The sequence below is a fragment of the Streptomyces typhae genome, from assembly GCF_009755605.1.
Lineage (GTDB): Bacteria > Actinomycetota > Actinomycetes > Streptomycetales > Streptomycetaceae > Streptomyces > Streptomyces typhae.
The window spans coordinates 131,516-148,673 of sequence record NZ_WPNZ01000015.1; the positions used below are offsets into that span (position 1 = coordinate 131,516).

14 protein-coding genes are annotated in these 17,158 nt (G+C 72.1%); 4 read left to right on the plus strand and 10 right to left on the minus strand.

All coding sequences use genetic code 11. The features are described from left to right. Positions 1-24: 24 nt before the first annotated feature. Both GPA10_RS26210 and GPA10_RS26215 read left to right on the plus strand, forming a co-directional pair. A complete protein-coding gene (locus tag GPA10_RS26210; RefSeq protein ID WP_157167639.1) occupies positions 25-1,509 on the plus strand; it encodes an alpha-amylase family protein in 1,485 nt (494 codons plus the stop codon). A gap of 115 nt (positions 1,510-1,624) precedes the next feature. Beyond that, positions 1,625-3,001, plus strand: coding sequence for an MFS transporter (locus GPA10_RS26215; protein ID WP_281364841.1), 1,377 nt, complete (start codon positions 1,625-1,627; stop codon positions 2,999-3,001). Here GPA10_RS26215 and GPA10_RS26220 read toward each other — a convergent pair whose 3' ends face one another. Genes GPA10_RS26220 through GPA10_RS26230 form a run of 3 tightly spaced genes read right to left on the minus strand, consistent with a single transcriptional unit; the run spans position 3,002 to position 5,356 of the window. Continuing rightward, positions 3,002-3,472 carry an RDD family protein gene (locus GPA10_RS26220; RefSeq protein WP_343041338.1) on the minus strand — a complete coding sequence of 157 codons (471 nt, stop codon included), beginning with the start codon at positions 3,470-3,472 and terminating at the stop codon, positions 3,002-3,004. Further along, the gene (locus GPA10_RS26225) at positions 3,469-4,152 is read right to left on the minus strand and encodes a hypothetical protein (protein ID WP_157167640.1); all 684 of its coding nucleotides are present in this window, start codon (positions 4,150-4,152) and stop codon (positions 3,469-3,471) included. The genes GPA10_RS26220 and GPA10_RS26225 overlap by 4 nt, the downstream gene beginning before the upstream one ends. Positions 4,153-4,177: 25 nt before the next feature. Further along, a complete protein-coding gene (locus GPA10_RS26230) occupies positions 4,178-5,356 on the minus strand; it encodes an aminoglycoside phosphotransferase family protein (protein WP_157167641.1) in 1,179 nt (392 codons plus the stop codon). Between the two features lie 234 nt (positions 5,357-5,590). Here GPA10_RS26230 and GPA10_RS26235 point away from each other — a divergent pair, with 234 nt between their 5' ends. Then, positions 5,591-7,087, plus strand: coding sequence for a DNA-binding protein NsdB (locus GPA10_RS26235; protein ID WP_058847641.1), 1,497 nt, complete (start codon positions 5,591-5,593; stop codon positions 7,085-7,087). A gap of 16 nt (positions 7,088-7,103) precedes the next feature. Here the strand turns inward: GPA10_RS26235 and GPA10_RS26240 are convergent, their stop codons facing one another. The 7 genes from GPA10_RS26240 to GPA10_RS26275 form a co-directional block, all read right to left on the minus strand. After that, entirely contained in the window at positions 7,104-8,516 is a 1,413-nt protein-coding gene (locus GPA10_RS26240) for a PP2C family protein-serine/threonine phosphatase (protein WP_157167642.1), read from the minus strand. Between the two features lie 323 nt (positions 8,517-8,839). Further along, complete coding sequence (locus tag GPA10_RS26245) at positions 8,840-9,484, minus strand: response regulator transcription factor (protein WP_058847697.1); 645 nt, start codon at positions 9,482-9,484, stop codon at positions 8,840-8,842. 13 nt (positions 9,485-9,497) lie between these two features. Then, entirely contained in the window at positions 9,498-11,042 is a 1,545-nt protein-coding gene (locus GPA10_RS26250) for a sensor histidine kinase (protein ID WP_157167643.1), read from the minus strand. A gap of 93 nt (positions 11,043-11,135) precedes the next feature. Then, positions 11,136-12,509, minus strand: a complete 1,374-nt coding sequence (locus GPA10_RS26255) for an MFS transporter (RefSeq protein WP_198351709.1) — start codon at positions 12,507-12,509, stop codon at positions 11,136-11,138. Between the two features lie 59 nt (positions 12,510-12,568). Next, complete coding sequence (locus GPA10_RS43785; protein ID WP_343041339.1) at positions 12,569-13,042, minus strand: LuxR C-terminal-related transcriptional regulator; 474 nt, start codon at positions 13,040-13,042, stop codon at positions 12,569-12,571. A 452-nt stretch (positions 13,043-13,494) separates the two neighbouring features. Next, positions 13,495-14,844, minus strand: coding sequence for a 3-phosphoshikimate 1-carboxyvinyltransferase (aroA, locus tag GPA10_RS26270; RefSeq protein ID WP_157167644.1), 1,350 nt, complete (start codon positions 14,842-14,844; stop codon positions 13,495-13,497). Between the two features lie 49 nt (positions 14,845-14,893). After that, complete coding sequence (locus GPA10_RS26275; protein WP_343041340.1) at positions 14,894-15,397, minus strand: flavin reductase family protein; 504 nt, start codon at positions 15,395-15,397, stop codon at positions 14,894-14,896. 474 nt (positions 15,398-15,871) lie between these two features. Here GPA10_RS26275 and GPA10_RS26280 point away from each other — a divergent pair, with 474 nt between their 5' ends. Beyond that, positions 15,872-17,113 (plus strand): ATP-grasp domain-containing protein, encoded by a 1,242-nt coding sequence (locus tag GPA10_RS26280; protein ID WP_157167646.1) that lies wholly within the window; start codon positions 15,872-15,874, stop codon positions 17,111-17,113. The last annotated feature ends 45 nt before the right edge of the window (positions 17,114-17,158 follow it).

Genomic DNA, 17,158 nt, shown 5'->3' on the forward strand with positions numbered 1-17,158 from the left:
GCCGTCCACGAGCAAGGAGAGGCCATGACCGCACTGCCCGCACAGCCGGTCGTCCTCGAGGTGAACACCCGCGTGTGGCTCCGCGAGGTGCGGCGCCGCACCGGCCGCCCCGTGGTCCTCGGCGACGTGCCCAAGGACGCCTGGGACGAGATCACCCCGCACGGCGTCGACGCCGTCTGGCTCATGGGCGTCTGGGAGCGCAGCCCGGAGGGACGGGACATCGCCCTGCGCGACCCGTCGCTGCGCGCCGCCTTCACCCGGGCCGTGCCGGACATCACCGACGAGGACATCGCGGGCTCGCCGTACTGCGTCCGCCGCTACGAGGCCGACGCGAGCCTCGGCGGGCAGGAGGGACTGGCCGCGGCCCGCGCCGAACTCGACCGCCGGGGCATCGGGCTGCTCCTCGACTACGTCCCGAACCACGTGGCGCCCGACAGCCCCTGGGTGTCCGAGCACCCCGAGTACTTCGTACGGGGCACCGCCGACGACGTCCGCCGCGAGCCGGCGGCGTTCCTCGACACGGGGGCCGCCGTCCTCGCCCGGGGCCGTGACCCGTTCTTCCCGCCGTGGCCCGACGTGGTGCAGCTCAACGCCTTCGAGCCGGAGCTGCGGGCGGCGACCGCGGACCTGCTCACCCGCATCGGCCGGGTCTGCGACGGCGTGCGCTGCGACATGGCGATGCTGCTCATGAACGACGTCTTCGCCCGGACCTGGGGACGGTACGCGGGCCCGGCACCGGCGGACGACTTCTGGCCCGGCGTCGTCTCCGCCGTCCGGGACCGCCACCCCGGCATGCTCTTCGTCGCCGAGGCGTACTGGGACCTCGAATGGGCCCTTCAGCAGCAGGGGTTCGACTTCTGCTACGACAAGCGTCTGTACGACCGGCTCCTGCACGAGAGCCCCGAGTCCGTCCGCCTGCACCTGGCGGCGGACGAGGCGTACCAGCGCGGCCTCGTACGCTTCCTGGAGAACCACGACGAACCCCGGGCGGCGCGCACGCTCCACCCGGCCAAGGAGCGCGCGGCGGCGATCGTGATCGCCACCCTGCCGGGCGCGACGCTGTGGCACGAGGGCCAGTTCACGGCGCTCCGCACGCATCTGCCCGTCTTCCTGGACCGGCGCCCCGACGAGGAGCCGGACACCGGCCTGCGCGCCTTCCACGAAAAGCTCCTGTCACAGGTCCACAAGAGCGGCATGCGCGGCGGACGGTGGCGCCTGCTGCACCCCGAGGGCTGGCCGGACAACCCCAGCCACCGCGACCTCCTGGCCTGGTCCTGGTCCGGCCCCGGCGGGCGGTTCCTGGTCGTCGTCAACCTCTCCGGGCACCCCGCGCAGGCCAGGATCCCGCTGCCGGAGGACGAACCGGCCACCGTCGAGGTCCGGTTGACGGACATCCTGGACGGCACCGAGTTCCGGCGCCCCGGGAGCGAGCTCACCGGTCCCGGACTCTTCGTGGACCTGGCCGCCTGGGCGGCGCACGTCCTGGCCCTGGAGCCCGCCCGTGACTGAGCACGCGGAGGGGGGTCCGGAACGGGCGCGCGGCCCAGGAAGGGCGCGGGGCCCGGGAAAGGCGGGGGCTCCGGGCGGGACGGAGGAGGCCCCGGGAAGGGGCGGTACGCGGCTCCTGGCACCGCTCGCCCTCGCGCAGTTCATCTGCAGCTTCGCCGGGTCCAACATGAACGTGATGATCAATGACATCAGCCACGACCTGGACACCACCGTGCAGGGCGTGCAGATCACGATCACCGTATTCCTGCTGGTCATGGCCGCACTCATGATTCCCGGCGGCAAGCTCACCGACCGCTACGGCCGTAAACGCTGCTTCCTCGTGGGCCTCGCGGTGTACGGCACCGGCGCGCTCCTGAGCGCGGCGGCGCCCGGACTCGGCGTGCTGATCCTCGGCAACTCCGTCCTCGAAGGCATCGGAACAGCCCTGCTGATACCCCCGGTCTACATCCTCACCACGCTCCTCTTCACCGACCTGACCTCCCGCGCCCGCGCGTTCGGCGTCATCATGGCCGCCGGCGGCATCGGCGCGGCGGCGGGGCCGCTGATCGGCGGACTGATCACCACGGCGATCAGCTGGCGTGCCGCGTTCGTCTTCCAGGCACTGGTGATCGCGCTGATCATCGTGCTGAGCCGCACCATCGCCGACCCGGTGCCGCCCGAGCCCACCCGCCCCTTCGACATCCGCGGCGCCGTCCTGTCCGCGGGCGGCCTCGTCCTGATCGTCATGGGCATCCTCGCCGCCGACGACAACATATGGCTGACGCTCGCCCTGCTGGGCGCGGGCTGCCTCGTCCTTGTCTGGTTCACGCATGTGATCCGCAGTGAGGAGCGCGCCGGCGGGGAGCCCCTGCTGTCCACGAGCCTCTTCCACAACCGCGCCTCCAACCTCGGCCTCATCACCCAGAACATCCAATGGCTGCTGCTCATGGGCACCTCGTTCACGGTCGCCACCTACCTTCAGGTCGTACGCGACCGCGACGCCATCGAGACGGGCGTCATCTTCACCGCCGCGACGCTCGGGCTGCTCGCCGCCTCGCTCACCGCGGAACGGCTCGCCGCGCGCCGCGCGCAACGGACCCTGATCATCGCCGGGTTCGCGCTCACCGGCGCCGGCATCGGCGTCCTGATCGCCATGGTCGGCGGCTCGTCCAGCAACTGGGCGTTCGCCCCCGGCCTGCTGCTCATCGGCCTCGGCCTCGGCGTGATGCTCACCCCGTCGGTCAACGTGGTCCAGTCCGCCTTCCCCGAGAGCCGGCAGGGTGAGATCTCCGGCCTGTCCCGGAGCGTCTCCAACCTCGGCTCCTCCTTCGGCACCGCCATCGCCGGCACGATCCTCGTCGCCGGCCTCAGCGACCACGCCTATCTCGTCGCCATGGGCACCCTCGCGTTCGCCGCCCTCGCCGGCCTCGGCACGGCCCTGCGCATGCCCCGCACCGCCGCCACCCCGGCCGCGAGCGGTCCTTCCGCCACCGGACTCCGGCCGGGGACCTGATCAGGGCCTGCCCCGGCGGGCCGCGTCGTGGACCACCACGCTGGCGACCACGAGATCCTGAGCCGACGCCCGCCGTCGGCTCCAGGGAACCCACAGCAGCCCCAGCGGAAACATCAGACACAGCACCGCGCGCAGCAGGGCGCGGCCGGGTCCCAGCGGCCGCCCGGACCGGCCAGTGACGCGGAGCCCGAGCACCTGGTCCCCGACCGTCCGCCCCACCAGGCCCCAGCCTGCGGTGAGATACAGGACGGCGATCAGCGACCCGGCCACGGCGGTGAGCCAGCCGGGCGGGTCGGGGATCTCGAAGGGCGGACCGGCCACCAGCAGGCGGGCCGCCCCGCCGCCGAGTTCGGCGGCGAGCCCGATCCCGGCCACGACGAGGGCGTCGACGAGGCGGGCGAACGCCCGCGACACCAGCCCGGCGGGGCCGCCCCGCGCGGGCGGCGGCCCGGGTACGTGCCCCGCCGTCACGGCGGGTTCCCGGGCAGGGGCCCGGCGCCGTCCTCCCCGTCGGCGCGCACCGTGCCGCTCCTGCGGAGCAGCCGGTCGGCGACGTGGTTCACCATCCGGTCGGCCCGCATGCTCCGTTCACGGAAGGCGTCGAGGGTCTCCTTCGTCATGCTGCCGCCGGTGTCCCGGACGATCCGGCCGAGGTCGATCCGGGTCAGGACCTCCAGGGTCAGCGGGACGAGATCGACGCGGGCGACCACGGCGTGCACGTCGACGCGGTCGGCCACCCGGTCGACGTCGACGCGGTCGGCCACCCGGTCCACGTCCACGCGCTCGGCGACGCGGTCGACGTCGACACGGTCCGCGACGCGGTCGACGTCGACACGGTCGGCCACCCGGTCCACGTCCACGCGGTCCGCGATGCCGTCGATGTCGACGCGGTCCACGATGCGGTTGACGTCGACGCGGTCGGCGACGCGGTCGATGTCCACGCGCAGCACCACGGCGTCGAGGTCGATGCGGTCCACCACGGCGGAGATCAGCTCGCGGAGCAGCGCGTCGGCGCCCGTGCGCAGGACCCGCAGCGTGAGACGCGGCAGGAACAGCGCCACGGCGACGGGACGCGGATTCCGGTAGGCGGCCACCCGGACATCGCAGCGCGCCGAAGGGGCCTTGGCCTCACCCACCGGAGGTGAGGCCAAGGCCCCTTCGGCGTGACCCGCCCGGTCAGCGGGTGCCGACCGCCGCCCGTACGGCCCGGCGGGCCATCTGGCAGTCGTCGTGCAGCCGCCGCAGCAGCAGCCGCTGCTCCTCGCCGGACGGGCCGGACGGCGCGGCACCGGCGAGGGCCGCGCCCGGCGCCGACTCGTGCAGCGAGCGCTGCACGGCCATCTCGCACAGCCTGATCTCGTGCGTGAGCACCAGCATCAGGTTGACCAGGAAGGCGTCGCGCGCCGCCGGACCCGGCGCCTGCGCGAGCTGACTGATGTCGCGCCGCGCGATGGGGGCGTCACCGAGCACGGACCACAGCGTCGCGAGGTCGTAGCCCGGCAGATACCAGCCCGCGTGCTCCCAGTCGACGAGAACGGGCCCCGCCGGTGACAGGAGCACGTTCGACAGCAGCGCGTCACCGTGCGAGAACTGCCAGGTCAGCTGCGGACCTGACGGGTGGGCATGCGCTATGCCGTGCAGCAGCTTCTGCAGATCGCCCATGTCCCGGTCCGTGAGCAGCCCCAGCTCGTGGAACCGGGAGATCCGCCGGCCGTAGTCCAGCGGCCTGCCGAACATCTCCTGCGGCGGCCGCCAGGCGTTGAGCCGCCGCACGGCCTCCACCGCGGCCCGGATGTCCGCCCGGGGCGGGGTCTCGACGGGATGCCGTTGCAGCGCGGCCACCCGGCCCGGAACCCGCTCGATCACCAGCGTGCAGTCGTCCGGGTCGGCCGCGATGAGACGCGGCGCGCGCACGGGCGGACGGTGCCGGACGAACGAACGGTATGCAGCTATTTCGTGCCTGATCCGCTCGGCCCACACGGGCGAGTGGTCGAGCAGGCACTTGGCCACGGCGGTGGCCCGGCCCGCCGTCCCCACCATGAGGACGGTGCGCCCGCTGCGCCGCAGCACCTGCACCGGCTGGAACTCCGGACAGATGCGGTGGACGGAGGCGATCGCGGTGCGCAGTTGGGCACCCTGTGGCCCTGACAAGTCGAGTCTCCCGCTGAGCGGCCCGGACGCCGGCACCAGACGCGTCCGGCCGGCACCGAGCGGAGCGGCCGCGGGACGCGCCGGAGCCAGATAGGGGCCGCCTCCGGAGAGCGGAACCTCCGCGGTGCGGGCGGAGCCGCGGGCCGGAGGGTGCGGACGCAGCGGCCGGGGCGGGGCGGACACGGAGGACGATGCTGCGTACATGGGCGATACAGATCCCTTCGTGTGCCAGCGAGTTGCGGCGTCCACCCGCCCCGGCCGCTCTGGGTGCACCCTGGGGAATGCCTTGCGGCGACCGGGTCGGGGTGGCGCATTCCTACCTGACACCCGTCAGCCCCTGGCACACCATGTGGCGCACCCTGGCGAACCCTGGCGAATAGTCGCTCAGCAACTGACAGCGGGCTACTGTCAATTCAGCCGAGAACCTGGGGGCTTGACGTGAACGGACAACCCAACACCCGCCTGTCGGACCTCTTCGGCCTGGCGGGCTGGTCCAAGGGCGAACTCGCCAGACTGGTGAATCGGCAGGCGGCAGCGATGGGTCATCCGCAGCTGGCCACCGACACCTCGCGGGTGCGGCGCTGGATCGACATGGGAGAGATCCCGCGCGACCCGGTGCCCAGAGTCCTTGCTGTTCTGTTCACCGAGCGTCTCGGCCGTGTCGTGACCATCGAGGACCTCGGTCTGGTCCGGCACGGGCGCGTAGGCAAACAGCGCGGCGACGGGGGCGTGGAGCACCCGGACGGCGTGCCGTGGGCGCCCGAGCGAACCGCCGCGGTCCTCACCGAATTCACGGGAATGGACCTCATGCTCAACCGACGCGGCTTGGTGGGCGCGGGTGCCGCGCTCGCCGCCGGTTCCGCACTCAGCAGCGCCATGCACGACTGGCTGCACACCGATCCGACCCTGAACGCCGACGCCCCCCGCGTCCACGATCCCCTGCACGCCGACCCCGCCGGATTCGACCGCTACGAGGCCGCCCCGATCGGGTCCCAGGAGATCGAGGAGCTGGAGCGCTCCGTCGAGGTGTTCCGCGCCTGGGACGCGTCCCGCGGCGGCGGCCTGCAACGCAAGGCGGTCGTGGGCCAGCTGAACGAGGTGGGGGGCATGCTCTCCTACCGCCACCCCGACCATCTGCAGCGGCGCCTGTGGGGCGTCGCCGCCAACCTCGCCGTGCTCGCGGGCTGGATGTCCCACGACGTCGGCCTTGAGCCCACCGCTCAGAAGTACTTCGTCATCGCCGCGCACGCGGCCCGCGAGGGCGGCGACCGGCCCCGCGCCGGTGAGGCACTGTCCCGGGCCGCGCGCCAGATGGTGCACCTCGGCAAGCCGGACGACGCCCTGGACCTGATGAAGCTGGCCAAGTCCGGCGGCGGCGAGGAGGCCCTGCCGCGCACCCAGGCCATGCTCTACACCATCGAGGCCTGGGCCCAGGCGTCCATGGGGCGCGGCCAGGCCATGCGGCGCACGCTCGGCATCGCCGAGGACCTCTTCGTGTCGGACAAGGGCGACGTCCCGCCGCCGAGCTGGATGCAGATGTTCGACGAGGCGGACCTGCACGGCATGCAGGCCCTGGCCTACCGCACCCTCGCCGAGCACGAGGCGCCCGCGGCCCAGCTGGCGCAGCGTCACGCCAAGGAGGCCATCGAGCTGCGCGCCAAGGGGCGCGACCGTTCGACGATCTTCGACTACATCTCGCTGGCGTCGGCCTGCTTCATCGCCGACGAGCCCGAGCAGGCGGACCGCTATGCGCGTCTCGCACTGGTGTCCATGGGCTCCAACTCCTCCCACCGCACCTGGGACCGGCTGCGCGAGATGTACCGGCTCACCACTCAGTACGCGGGCTATCCGAAGATCGAGGACCTGCGCGAGGAGATCAAGCACGCCCTGCCCAAGACGGGCAGGCCGGGGGGAGGCAAGTGGGTCCAGGCGTAGCCCCGAGGGGCGAGTCCTAGGCGTCGACCCTGGCCACCAGGAGGCAGGCGTCGTCCTCGCGCAGGGCCACGCCGAATTCCTCCACGGCGACGCGCACGCACTCCTGTGCCGTCCGCGCCTCGGTGAACCGCGGGGCGAGGGCGAGCAGCCGCTCGGTCGCGGCCTCTCGGGAACGCCGCGGCACCAGACCATCGGTGTGCAGCAACAGCAGGTCACCGGGGTGCAGCTGCTCCTCCGCCTGCCCGTAGTCGGCACCGGACGTCGCACCGAGGAGCACGCCGTCGGGCGGCGTGAGCGCGTGCCCTGTACCGCCGCGGAACAGCAGTGGGGCGGGGTGTCCGGCCTGCGCCCAGGTCAGGGTGCGGTCGGTGGCGTCGTACAGACAGCACACGGCGCTGCCGAGTGCGGGCTGGGCGGAGGCGTCGAGCAACTGGTTCAGACAGCCCATGAGCCGGCCGGGGCTCGTGCCGGTGACGGCCATGCCGCGCAGGGCGCCGAGCAGCATGGCCATGCCGGAGGTGACGGTGACGCCGTGGCCGGTGAGGTCGCCGACGCTCAGCAGCGTACGGCCGTCCGTCAGTTCGAGGGCGTCGTACCAGTCGCCGCCGATCAGCGCGGGGGAGGAGGAGGGGAGGTAGTGGGCGGCCAGGTCCAGGCTCGCGGAGCCGCCGTGCGGGAACCGCAGGGAGCCGCGCCACGGCGGCAGCACGGCTTCCTGCAGTTCGACCGCGAGCCGGTGCTCGGTCTGCGCGATGTGCCGCTGGTGCCGCAGCGAGTCACGGGTCTCGCGCACCACTCGCTGGCTCCGGCGCAGTTCGCTGACGTCCCGGAGCACCGCCCACATCGAGGCGGTGGAGCCGTCGGCGGCGAGCACGGGTTCGCCCATCATGTGCACCTGGCGTACGCCGCCGTCGCCGCGGACGATGCGGAACTCGCCGTCGATCGGCTTGCCGTCGACCAGGCAGTCCGTGACCATCGCCGTCAGCATCGGCTGGTCGTCGGGGTGCACCAGGGAGGGGAGTTCGTCGAGGGAGAGCGGCGGTGCCGCCGGGTCCCTGCCGAGGATCTGGTAGAGCTCGCCGGACCAGTTGGCCTCGTCGTTGAGGAGGTTCCACTCGGCGCTGCCGACCCTGCTGAGCAGGGAGCCGGGGGACGGGTCGGGGCGGGCGGGCGGGTCGGTGGGCGGAGCGGGGCGCGGCGGGCCCTCCCGCAGTTGGGCCAGGTGGCCGTGCAGATCGTTGAGGTGGTGCACGGCGAGGTCGCAGAGCGCCCGCTGCCAGCGGCCCGCGGGGTCGGTGTGGTCGGCCGCGGTCTCACGGCGCACGGCGTCGACCTCGCCGCGCAACCGGCGCGTCTGCGAGATCAGCGCGTCGACCGCGCCGTGCTCGTGCGGCCGGTCGGGGCGGTCCGCGAAGACATGGGACGGCATGGGGTGCTCCGTTGACGATGCGGTGCGACCGGACTGGCTGGGGGGAACGCCGGTCATGGCTCCTCGACCGGTAGCGGTGGGGCGGATGCCGGCCTGCGCGCACCACCTGTGGGACTGCCGTGGGTGACATACGGGCCGGCCGCGGTACTGACTTACGTAACAACTCTTCGACCGGTAACGACTCTGGCACAGCACGCCCATGGCCGTAAGGGATTTGGCAACACCCGATGCGGTGGTGCTTCTGGCATGTGCCACAGTCCTTGCGGGGCGGAGCGTCCGGTCGGTCGCCGTCCGCCCCCACCGGCGGATACGACGGCGTGGCCTCAGGTCCGCAGGTAGCGCAGGACCGCGAGGACCCGTCTGTTCGCGTCCTGCGACGGCGGCAGACCCAGCTTGTCGAATACCGCGGCCACATGCTTTTCGACCGTGCCCGCAGAGACCACGAGCGTCTGTGCGATCGCGGCGTTCGAACGGCCCTCCGCCATCAGGGAGAGCACCTGCCGCTCGCGGGCGGTCAGCGGCGCGAGTTCGGCGGTGCGGCGGCTCGCCCCGGCGAGCTGCGTGACGACCTCGGGGTCGAGGGCGGTGCCGCCGCCGGCGACCCGGGCGAGGGCGTCGGTGAACTCCGCGACGTTCGCGACCCTGTCCTTGAGCAGATAGCCCACGCCCGCCGAGCCGTCGGCGAGCAGCCGCGTGGCGTACTTCGTCTCGACGTACTGGGAGAACAGGAGCACCCCGGTGCCGGGGTGCTCGCGGCGGATGTCGATGGCGGCGCGCAGCCCCTCGTCGGTGTGCGACGGGGGCATGCGGATGTCGACGACCGTGACGTCCGGGCGATGCTCGGCGACCGCGGTGCGCAGGGCGTCCGCGTCGCCCACGCCGGCGCACACCTCGTGGCCCCGCTCCACCAGCATCCGGCCGAGGAGTTCCCGCAGGACGGCGGCGTCCTCGGCGATCACGACACGCATGGCGCCCATACTTTCACGCGTGCAGCGGCAGCTCGACGACGACCGTCGTGGGGCCGCCCTCGGGACTGTCCACGAGCAGCCGCCCGTCGACGGTGCGCACCCGCTGGACCAGGCCGGTGAGGCCGCTGCCCGCGCCCACCCGGGCGCCGCCGCGCCCGTCGTCCCCGACCCGCAGCCGCAGCACGCCGTCGTCCTCCTCCGCCACACTGATCGCCGCCGCGCCCGCACCGCTGTGCTTGATGACGTTCGTGAGCAGTTCGGCCGCGCAGAAGTAGGCGATGGTCTCGATGGCGGGGGTCGGACGGCGCGGGATGTCGGTGCTCAGCCCGACGGGCAGCGCGCTGCGGGCGGCGAGGGTGGCGAGCGCGTCGGGCAGCCCCTCGTCGAGGGCGGGCGGATGGATGCCCCTGGCCAGGTCGCGCAGTTCGGTGAGGGCTCGGGTGGCGTTGTGGTGGGCGGTGTCGACGAGGTCGCGGAGGCGGACGAGGTCGAGGGGCGGGGGTGAGGGTGTGCCGGGCTCCTGTCCCGGGGGTGAGGGTGTGCCGGGCTCCTGTCCCGGGGGTGAGGGAGTGCCGGGCTCCTGTCCTGGGGGTGGCGGGTTCTCGGGCTCCTGTCCCGGGGGCGGCGGGTTCTCGGGCTCCCGCTCCGAGGGCGGCGGATCCTCGGGCCCTCGCGGTCGCGGGGTCGCCGCGTCGAGGCGTTCTCTGATCATGTCCAGGCACATGGCGACCGCGACGAGCCGCACCTGCGCGCCGTCGTGCAGGTCGCGCTCCACGCGCCGCAGCAGAGCGACCGAGTCGTCGACGGCGAGCGCGCGCGTCGCCTCCAGGTCCCGTACCCGCTCCGCGAGGCGTCCGGGTCCGAGCAGGGCGCGCAGGAGCCACCGGTCGGCCTCCACGACCAGCCGGGTCGGCCAGGGCGCGAGCAGCAGCAGCGCGAGACCGAGGGCGAGCGCGCCGAACGTACCGGTGAAGCCGTGCACCGCGAGGCCGCCGGCCGGAAGGGGCGTGAGGACGGGCATGCCGTCCCCGTCGCCCGAGGTGTTCTGGCCGAAGACCCCCCACCGCAGCGGAGCCGTGAGGTTGATCAGCCCGGTGACCCACCACAGCACCGCGTACATGCCCAGCGCGCTCACCGGAAGTTTCACCAGGACGTACGCGACGGCCCGCCACCCCGCGCCGTCCCGCAGCCGGGCGTCGATGCGCCCGACCGCACCGGAGCCCGGCCGCGGCGGCGCAGGCCGCGGCAGGCGTTCGCCGAGCAGCCCCGACGCCAGCGCCCGGTGCACCGCGCCGAGCCCGCGCGCGAGCCCCAGGCATCCCGTCAGGACGAGCACACCGACCACGGCACCCACGAGCGAGACCGTCAGGCCCGCGCCGAGCGCGAGCAGCACGGTCAGCAGGACACCGCCCACCAGTCCGGGCGGGAACGCGAGCAGGCAGTACGCCGTCTCCGTCCAGGCGCGCCGGGACAGCGGTGCGCGCAGGAACGCGGTGGTGCGGGCCCGGGGTGTCGCAGGGGGGCCGTCCTGAGGGACGGCGCGGGGGATGTCGTGCATGACGATCACGCTAGCGCCGGGCCAGGTGCCGTCGTAACGCGGCTGTCCTCCGACTGAGCTGGGGGTTTACCCCCAGCAGTGCCGAGGCCGCGCTCAGCCGGGGTGGCGCGCGTGCGTGCGCTCGGACCAGTTCACGACGAGCGGGACGAACTGGCCGACGACGAGGAGGAGGGCCCCCACGACGAGCCAGCCCGGCTCGCCCCAACCGATGCAGAGCACGCCGAGCAGCGGCGGGCCGATCGCGTTGGACAGGCCCTGGCCGATGGCGAACAGTCCCGAGTACTGGCCCTGTGCGTGCTCCGGGGCGAGGCCGAAGGACAGCTCGAACGCGGAGGCGGCGTGCCACAGTTCGCCCACGGTGTGGACGACCACGCCCAGCACGACGACGGCCACGGCGACCCGTCCGGGAGCGTCGCCGGCTGCCGCGATGAGGCCGGTGGCGAGGAGGAACGCCACCCCCGCGCGGCGTGCCGCCCGCCCGGCCGCCTTGTTGTCGTCGACGCCGCGGCTGACCCGTACCTGGAGGCAGACCACGAGGGCGGTGTTGACCGCCACGCTCGCGCCGACGAACCACCGCGGGGCGTCGGTGTGTCCGATGATCCACAGCGGCAGGGCGAAGATCAGTACCTGGTTCTGGATGGTCATGATGCCGTCCAGAGCGGTGAGCGCCACGTACGGCTTGTCCTTGAGGGCGGGCCAGCGGCTGCCCTCAGCCGGGGCGCTCACCGGGGACACGGACGGAACGCGTGAGGTGAGGGCGGCGGAGACCAGGAACGTGACGGCGGTGCCGAGGACGAGGCCCACGTACGCGGCCCTGGTGTCCAACTGGACGGCGACGCCCGCCGCGAGGGCTCCGCAGCCGACAGCGATGTTGTTGAGGGCGCGCAGGTAGGAGCGGTAGCGGGTGGGGTTCGGGGCGCCCAGGGTGCGGGTCAGCGGGCCGCGGGCGGCGGTGCCCGCCGAGGTGGCGAGCTCGACCACGCACACGACCGCGATCAGCGCGGGCAGGGAGTGCACGAACACCAGTCCCGCCACGGCGAGTGCCTGCACGACGACCGCGATCCTGAAGACCTCGCGTGGGCCGCGGCGGTCGGCCAGGCGGCCCACGGGGACGCCGGCGACGAGTCCGATGAGGGCGGCGGCGCCCAGGGCGAAGCCGACCTGGGAGACCGGGATGCCCACGGAACGGGTGAAGAACAGCGCGGCCCCGGCGATGAAGAGGCCCTTGCCGATCTGGTTGACGAAGGTCGCGGCGGCGAAGACGCGCTTCGAGCGCGTCTCGGGTATGAGGCCGCGCGCCACCAGCCAGAGCGACAACCGTCCCTCGGCACCCTGCCCGGCACCCTCCCCGGCCACCGGCCCGGTCCCTCCGTCGCTGTGGTGGTGCTTGCCGTGCTGATCGGCCTGCTGATCGCTGTGCTGAGCGCCGTACTGATCGCTGTGCTGAGGCTGCCCGCTGGTGTCCAACTGGCTGTCCCTCCAGGGGTGTACACGCCGACACCGCTGGGCCGCCCGCGCCCAGCCGCTCAGGAAGCCAGGTCGACGTACTGGGCGTAGAGGGCGGCTTGGGTGCGGTCGGTGGCGCCGATCTTCAGATAGATGCTGCTGAGGTGGTTCTTCACGGTCTTCTCGGAGATGCCGAGTTCCCGGGCGATGAGCCGGTTGCTCAACCCCAGCGCCAGCAGGCGCAGTACGCCCCGCTCGCGTGCGGTGAGGGCGGGGCCCCCGGGCATCGCATTTCCTGCAGAGACGGAAGGGGGCGCCGGAACGGGCGGAATCGCTTTCCCGGGGCAGATCAGGCCGATGTGCCGGGCGTAGAGGGCGGCTTGGGTGCGGTCGGTGGCGCCGATCTTCAGATAGATGCTGCTGAGGTGGTTCTTCGCGGTTTTCTCGGAGATGCCGAGTTTTCTGGCGATGAGCCGGTTGCTCAACCCCAGGGCCAGCAGGCGGAGCACTTCCGACTCCCGGCAGGTGAGTTTCACGGCCGGTGGTTCTTCCACGTCTTGCCTCTTCCTTGCTTCTTCCCACGGGCAGGGGAAGGAACGTCCGAGGACGTCAACCACGCGGTGTCCCCGGTGTCGGGGGACAGGAGAAAAGGGCTGGTGGGAGGGGCTCTGCGAGAATTTCGGCGCCCGGCTGGCCGATGGAACGCACCATAGGGAACGGCATGATGGAAATCTCCCCCGTGTGAGCATGCCAGAACGTTCATGAGTGAAATGGGGATGCTGCAAGGAATTGGAGGTACGACTGGAAAGCGGCACGCATCCGGCCGACGATGGCGTCCCTCTCGACCTTCTCGACGCTTGAGATCGAGACTGAATCTGCTCAAGCGTGGCTCAAAAGCTACACGCTTGTGCGGGCGAATGGCTAGGGTTTCTCGGTTGAATCTTGCATTGTTGTCCTCCCGGCGTCGTTCGACGGAATTCCGGAATCCGTCGACTTGGCGGCGGAGTCAGCCGACGGCCTCGGTGGACGCGTTCTCCTCCTCGACGACAGTGGCCCGCACCCCTGCCCCGGCGAACTCCTCCAGGAACGTGGGAAAGGACAGCCGCACGTCCTCGGAGCCCGAGAACCGGTTGGCGGACCGCATCCGCAGGCCCGCCACGAACAGCGACATGAAGATGCGGTGGTCGCCCCAGCTGGACAGCGTCACGCCGCCGGGGTACGTCCCCGCGCCGCGGACCTCGAAGCCGTCGGGTACCCCGTCGTCGTACAGGACCTCGATGTCCACGCCCGCGCGCGTCAGTTCGGCGGCCATGGCCTCGATGCGCGGCGCCTTGTGGAAACGGGTGAGGCGGCCGCCGGTCACCCGCAGGCTGCCCCGCACGTACGCCCCGAGGGCGGCGAGCGTCGGCACGATGTTGGGGCAGTCCCTGGCGTCCACCTCGAAGGCGCCGCGCAGGCTGCCCGGCGGGTTGTCGACGGTCAGCGACGAGCTGGCCCGGTCGAAGGCGAGGCTCACCCCGAGCCGTCGCAGGATCGGGACGATCGCGGACTCGCCCTGCATGCTGTCGCCGTACACACGGCGCAGAACGGTCCGCCCCGGGAAGAGCGCGGCGGCGGCCAGCAGATAGGAGGCCGAGGTGTAGTCCTCGCGCGTCGTGACGTCCTGGGCCTGGTAGGAGGAGGGCTCCACCTGGTAGTGACGCAGGTCCTCCGAAGCGGAGACCTTGATGCCCGCGGCGGTCAGGCTCGCCAGCGTCTGCCGGACGTACGAAGGGGAGTAGACCTCGCCCGTCACCTCGATCTCCACCGGCCCCTCGGCCAGCGGCGCCGCGAACAGGATGGCGGTGATGAACTGCGAACTGATGTCGCCCGGCAGCCGGCAAGTGCCGCCCCTCAGGCCGCGCCCCCAGTTGACGACCGGGGCCTTGTTCGCACCGACGATCGACTCGATGTCCGCGCCGAGTGCGCGCAGTGCCTGGAGGAGGGGCTCCATCACACGGTTGCGCAGGGTCGCGTCGCCCGTCACCACGACCGGCGTCCGCTGTACGGAAGCCAGTGCCGTCACCACGCGGAACACCAGGCCCGAGCCGCGGGACTGAATGACGCGCCGGATGTGCGACTGCGACCTTCCGACTCCCTGGATCTCCAGGAATCCGTCGCGCTCGGCTATTTTGGCGCCGAAGGCACGGCAGGCGTTCTTCATGGTCTCCGTCTCGTCGCAACGGAGGTCGTTGTAAATGCGCGACGTGCCCTCGGCCAGTGTGCCGGTCAGAATGGCCCGTTGAGTCTCCGGTTTCGAAGAAGGAACGCGAAACGTTCCGGAAAAGGAATCGATCGGATCGACCTGTAGCAGCATCCTCGTATCTCCCGCTTTCCATTTCGTGTGCGTTCGTAGCCGTGCGTGCTCAGGCCAGGTACCGGAAGGCCCTCTCGTAATAGACCATGGGGCTCCCCGCGCCCTCGCTCAGGCGTGTGCCCGACACCCGGCCGATCAGGATCACGTGGTCCCCGGCCGGGTGCCGGGCGTGCACCTCGCAGTCCAGTTCGGCGAGCGCGCCCGCTACGGCCGGCAGTCCGCCGGGCGTGCGGGACAGGCCGTCCGACGCGAACTTGTCGGCGCCCTTGGTCGCGAACCGCTCGGCCAGCGGCCTGTGTTCGGGGCTCAGCACACTCACGGCGAAGCGCCCGCAGGAGGCGAACGCCGCGAAGGAGTCGGCCGAGTCGGCCAGACAGACCAGGACCAGCGGCGGGTTCAGCGACACCGAACAGAACGAACTCGCGGTGAAGCCGCGCGGCACCCCTTCGTCGCCCACAGTCGTCACCACCACGACCCCGGCCGCGAACCGGGCCATGGCGTCCCGGAAGTCGCCGGAACCCACCCGCCGTACCGTTTCCGTCCGCTGCGTCACAGCATCACCACCATCCGTCCCACGGAATTCAGTCCGTTCTTGCGGCCCAGCCGCTGGGCCCGTGCACCCACCGCGCGCGGCACCGGCGATATCCATGGAGCGAGGAAATGCCGTGCCACGACGGGGCGATAAGGATTTTGTTCTCCCGCGCGCCCCGCAGGCAATAGGCCCATTTGCCCATGGCGCCTCCGGTGCACGGAGGTTCGGACGTTCTTTGCCGCCGACCGTGCCGTGGGGACCGGCAGCGGAAGTCCGTGTGATCGCGCACCCGCAGCCGGTGCGCCGGGACTTAGGTCCTATTCTGGCCGCGCCGGTCCCGTGTCAGGCTGAAGCAGCGCGAACAACGCTTCGGGGGCCGTTCCCGGGATTCAGGCCCGGGTTTCATTCCTCGGTTCCCAAAGGCCCGCCGCCGCCGTCGATCGGCCGCCCCGGCCGGGCACCTTCAGACATTCTGTAAACCGTGAGGACACATTCATGTCCGGCGCAATCCTGTTCTTGAACCGCTGGCCCTTGTACGAGGACGAGCGGCGCTGGGAGAACCGGCTCGCCGCTCCCGAGATCGTCTTCCACCCGGAGACCGACCGTGTCACGTACGTCTGCGACGAGGGCGGCCGCAGCGGAGTGCCCGCCGACGCCGAACGGGTCCACGTGGTACCGGACTTCGGCGACCTGGACGGAGTCCTCGCGGTGGTCGACGCCGTCGTACGTGACGAAGGCCCGTTCGAGCACGTCATCGGCTTCTCCGAGATGCTCCTCGACCTCGCGGCGACCCTGCGCGCGCGGTACCGCGTCCCGGGTTCGAGCCCGGAGGAGACCTCCCGGTTCCGCGACAAGACCGTCATGAAGGAGACGGTGTCGCGGGCCGGGCTCCGCGTGCCGCGCTGGGCGTCCTGCGGTTCCGAGGAGCAGACCCTCGCGGCCGCCGCGGAGTTCGGCTACCCCGTGATCGTCAAACCGGTGCGCGGGGCGTCCAGCCAGGGGGTGCGCGAGATCGCCTCGGCCGCGGAGCTGCGGGCGCTGTGCGCCGGACGGAGCCTGCACGACCTCGAGGTCGAGGAGTTCGTGCACGGTGAGATCCTGCACGTCGACGGCGTCCTGGACGCCGAGGGCGAACCGCTGTTCCTGTGCACCTCGCGTTACCTCTCCACCTGCCTGGACTTCGAGCTGGTGGGCGAACCGCTCGGCTCCGTCCTCCAGACGGACCCCGCGGTGCGGGGCCGCTGCGAGGACTTCGCCGTGCGGTGCCTGACCGCGCTCGGCCTGCGGAGCTCCGCCTTCCACCTCGAACTCTTCGACACCGGCGACGAGCTGGTGTTCCTTGAGGTCGGAGCCCGGGTGCCGGGCGCCGACGTGCCGTACGTCATCCACGACGTCCACGGCGTGAACCTCTTCCGGCTCTGGGTCGACGTGCTGCTCGGCCGTCCGGTCCACCCGCCGGTCCCCGACCCGGAGCTGAGCGGCGGCTGGCTGATCGTCCCGGGCCCCGAGCCGCTGCCGCAGCAGGTCACCGCCGCCACGTCGCTCCTGGGCAGGGTGCCGTACCTGTACCGGGAGCTGGTGCCGAGGCCGGGTGAGGTGCTGGTCTCCCGGCCGGGCTCGTACGCGACGCTCCAAGGCGGCCGCTTCCTCTTCCGGGGCGGCACCCAGGAGCGGATCGAGCAGGCCGTGCGCCAGGCACGCGCTCGCTACCGACTGACGACCGAGCCCGTCCTGTAGCGCGACCGAGCCGGTCCAGCCGGTCCTGTAGCGCGGCCGGGCCGT

Bases quoted from the DNA above. Each gene is read 5' to 3' on its own strand.
- GPA10_RS26210 (WP_157167639.1), top strand. From the start codon at position 25: ATGACCGCACTGCCCGCACAGCCGGTCGTCCTCGAGGTGAACACCCGC.
- GPA10_RS26230 (WP_157167641.1), bottom strand. From the start codon at position 5,356: ATGTACGCAGCATCGTCCTCCGTGTCCGCCCCGCCCCGGCCGCTGCGT.
- GPA10_RS26240 (WP_157167642.1), bottom strand. From the start codon at position 8,516: ATGCCGTCCCATGTCTTCGCGGACCGCCCCGACCGGCCGCACGAGCAC.
- GPA10_RS26245 (WP_058847697.1), bottom strand. From the start codon at position 9,484: ATGCGTGTCGTGATCGCCGAGGACGCCGCCGTCCTGCGGGAACTCCTC.
- GPA10_RS26250 (WP_157167643.1), bottom strand. From the start codon at position 11,042: ATGCACGACATCCCCCGCGCCGTCCCTCAGGACGGCCCCCCTGCGACA.
- aroA (WP_157167644.1), bottom strand. From the start codon at position 14,844: ATGCTGCTACAGGTCGATCCGATCGATTCCTTTTCCGGAACGTTTCGC.
- GPA10_RS26280 (WP_157167646.1), top strand. From the start codon at position 15,872: ATGTCCGGCGCAATCCTGTTCTTGAACCGCTGGCCCTTGTACGAGGAC.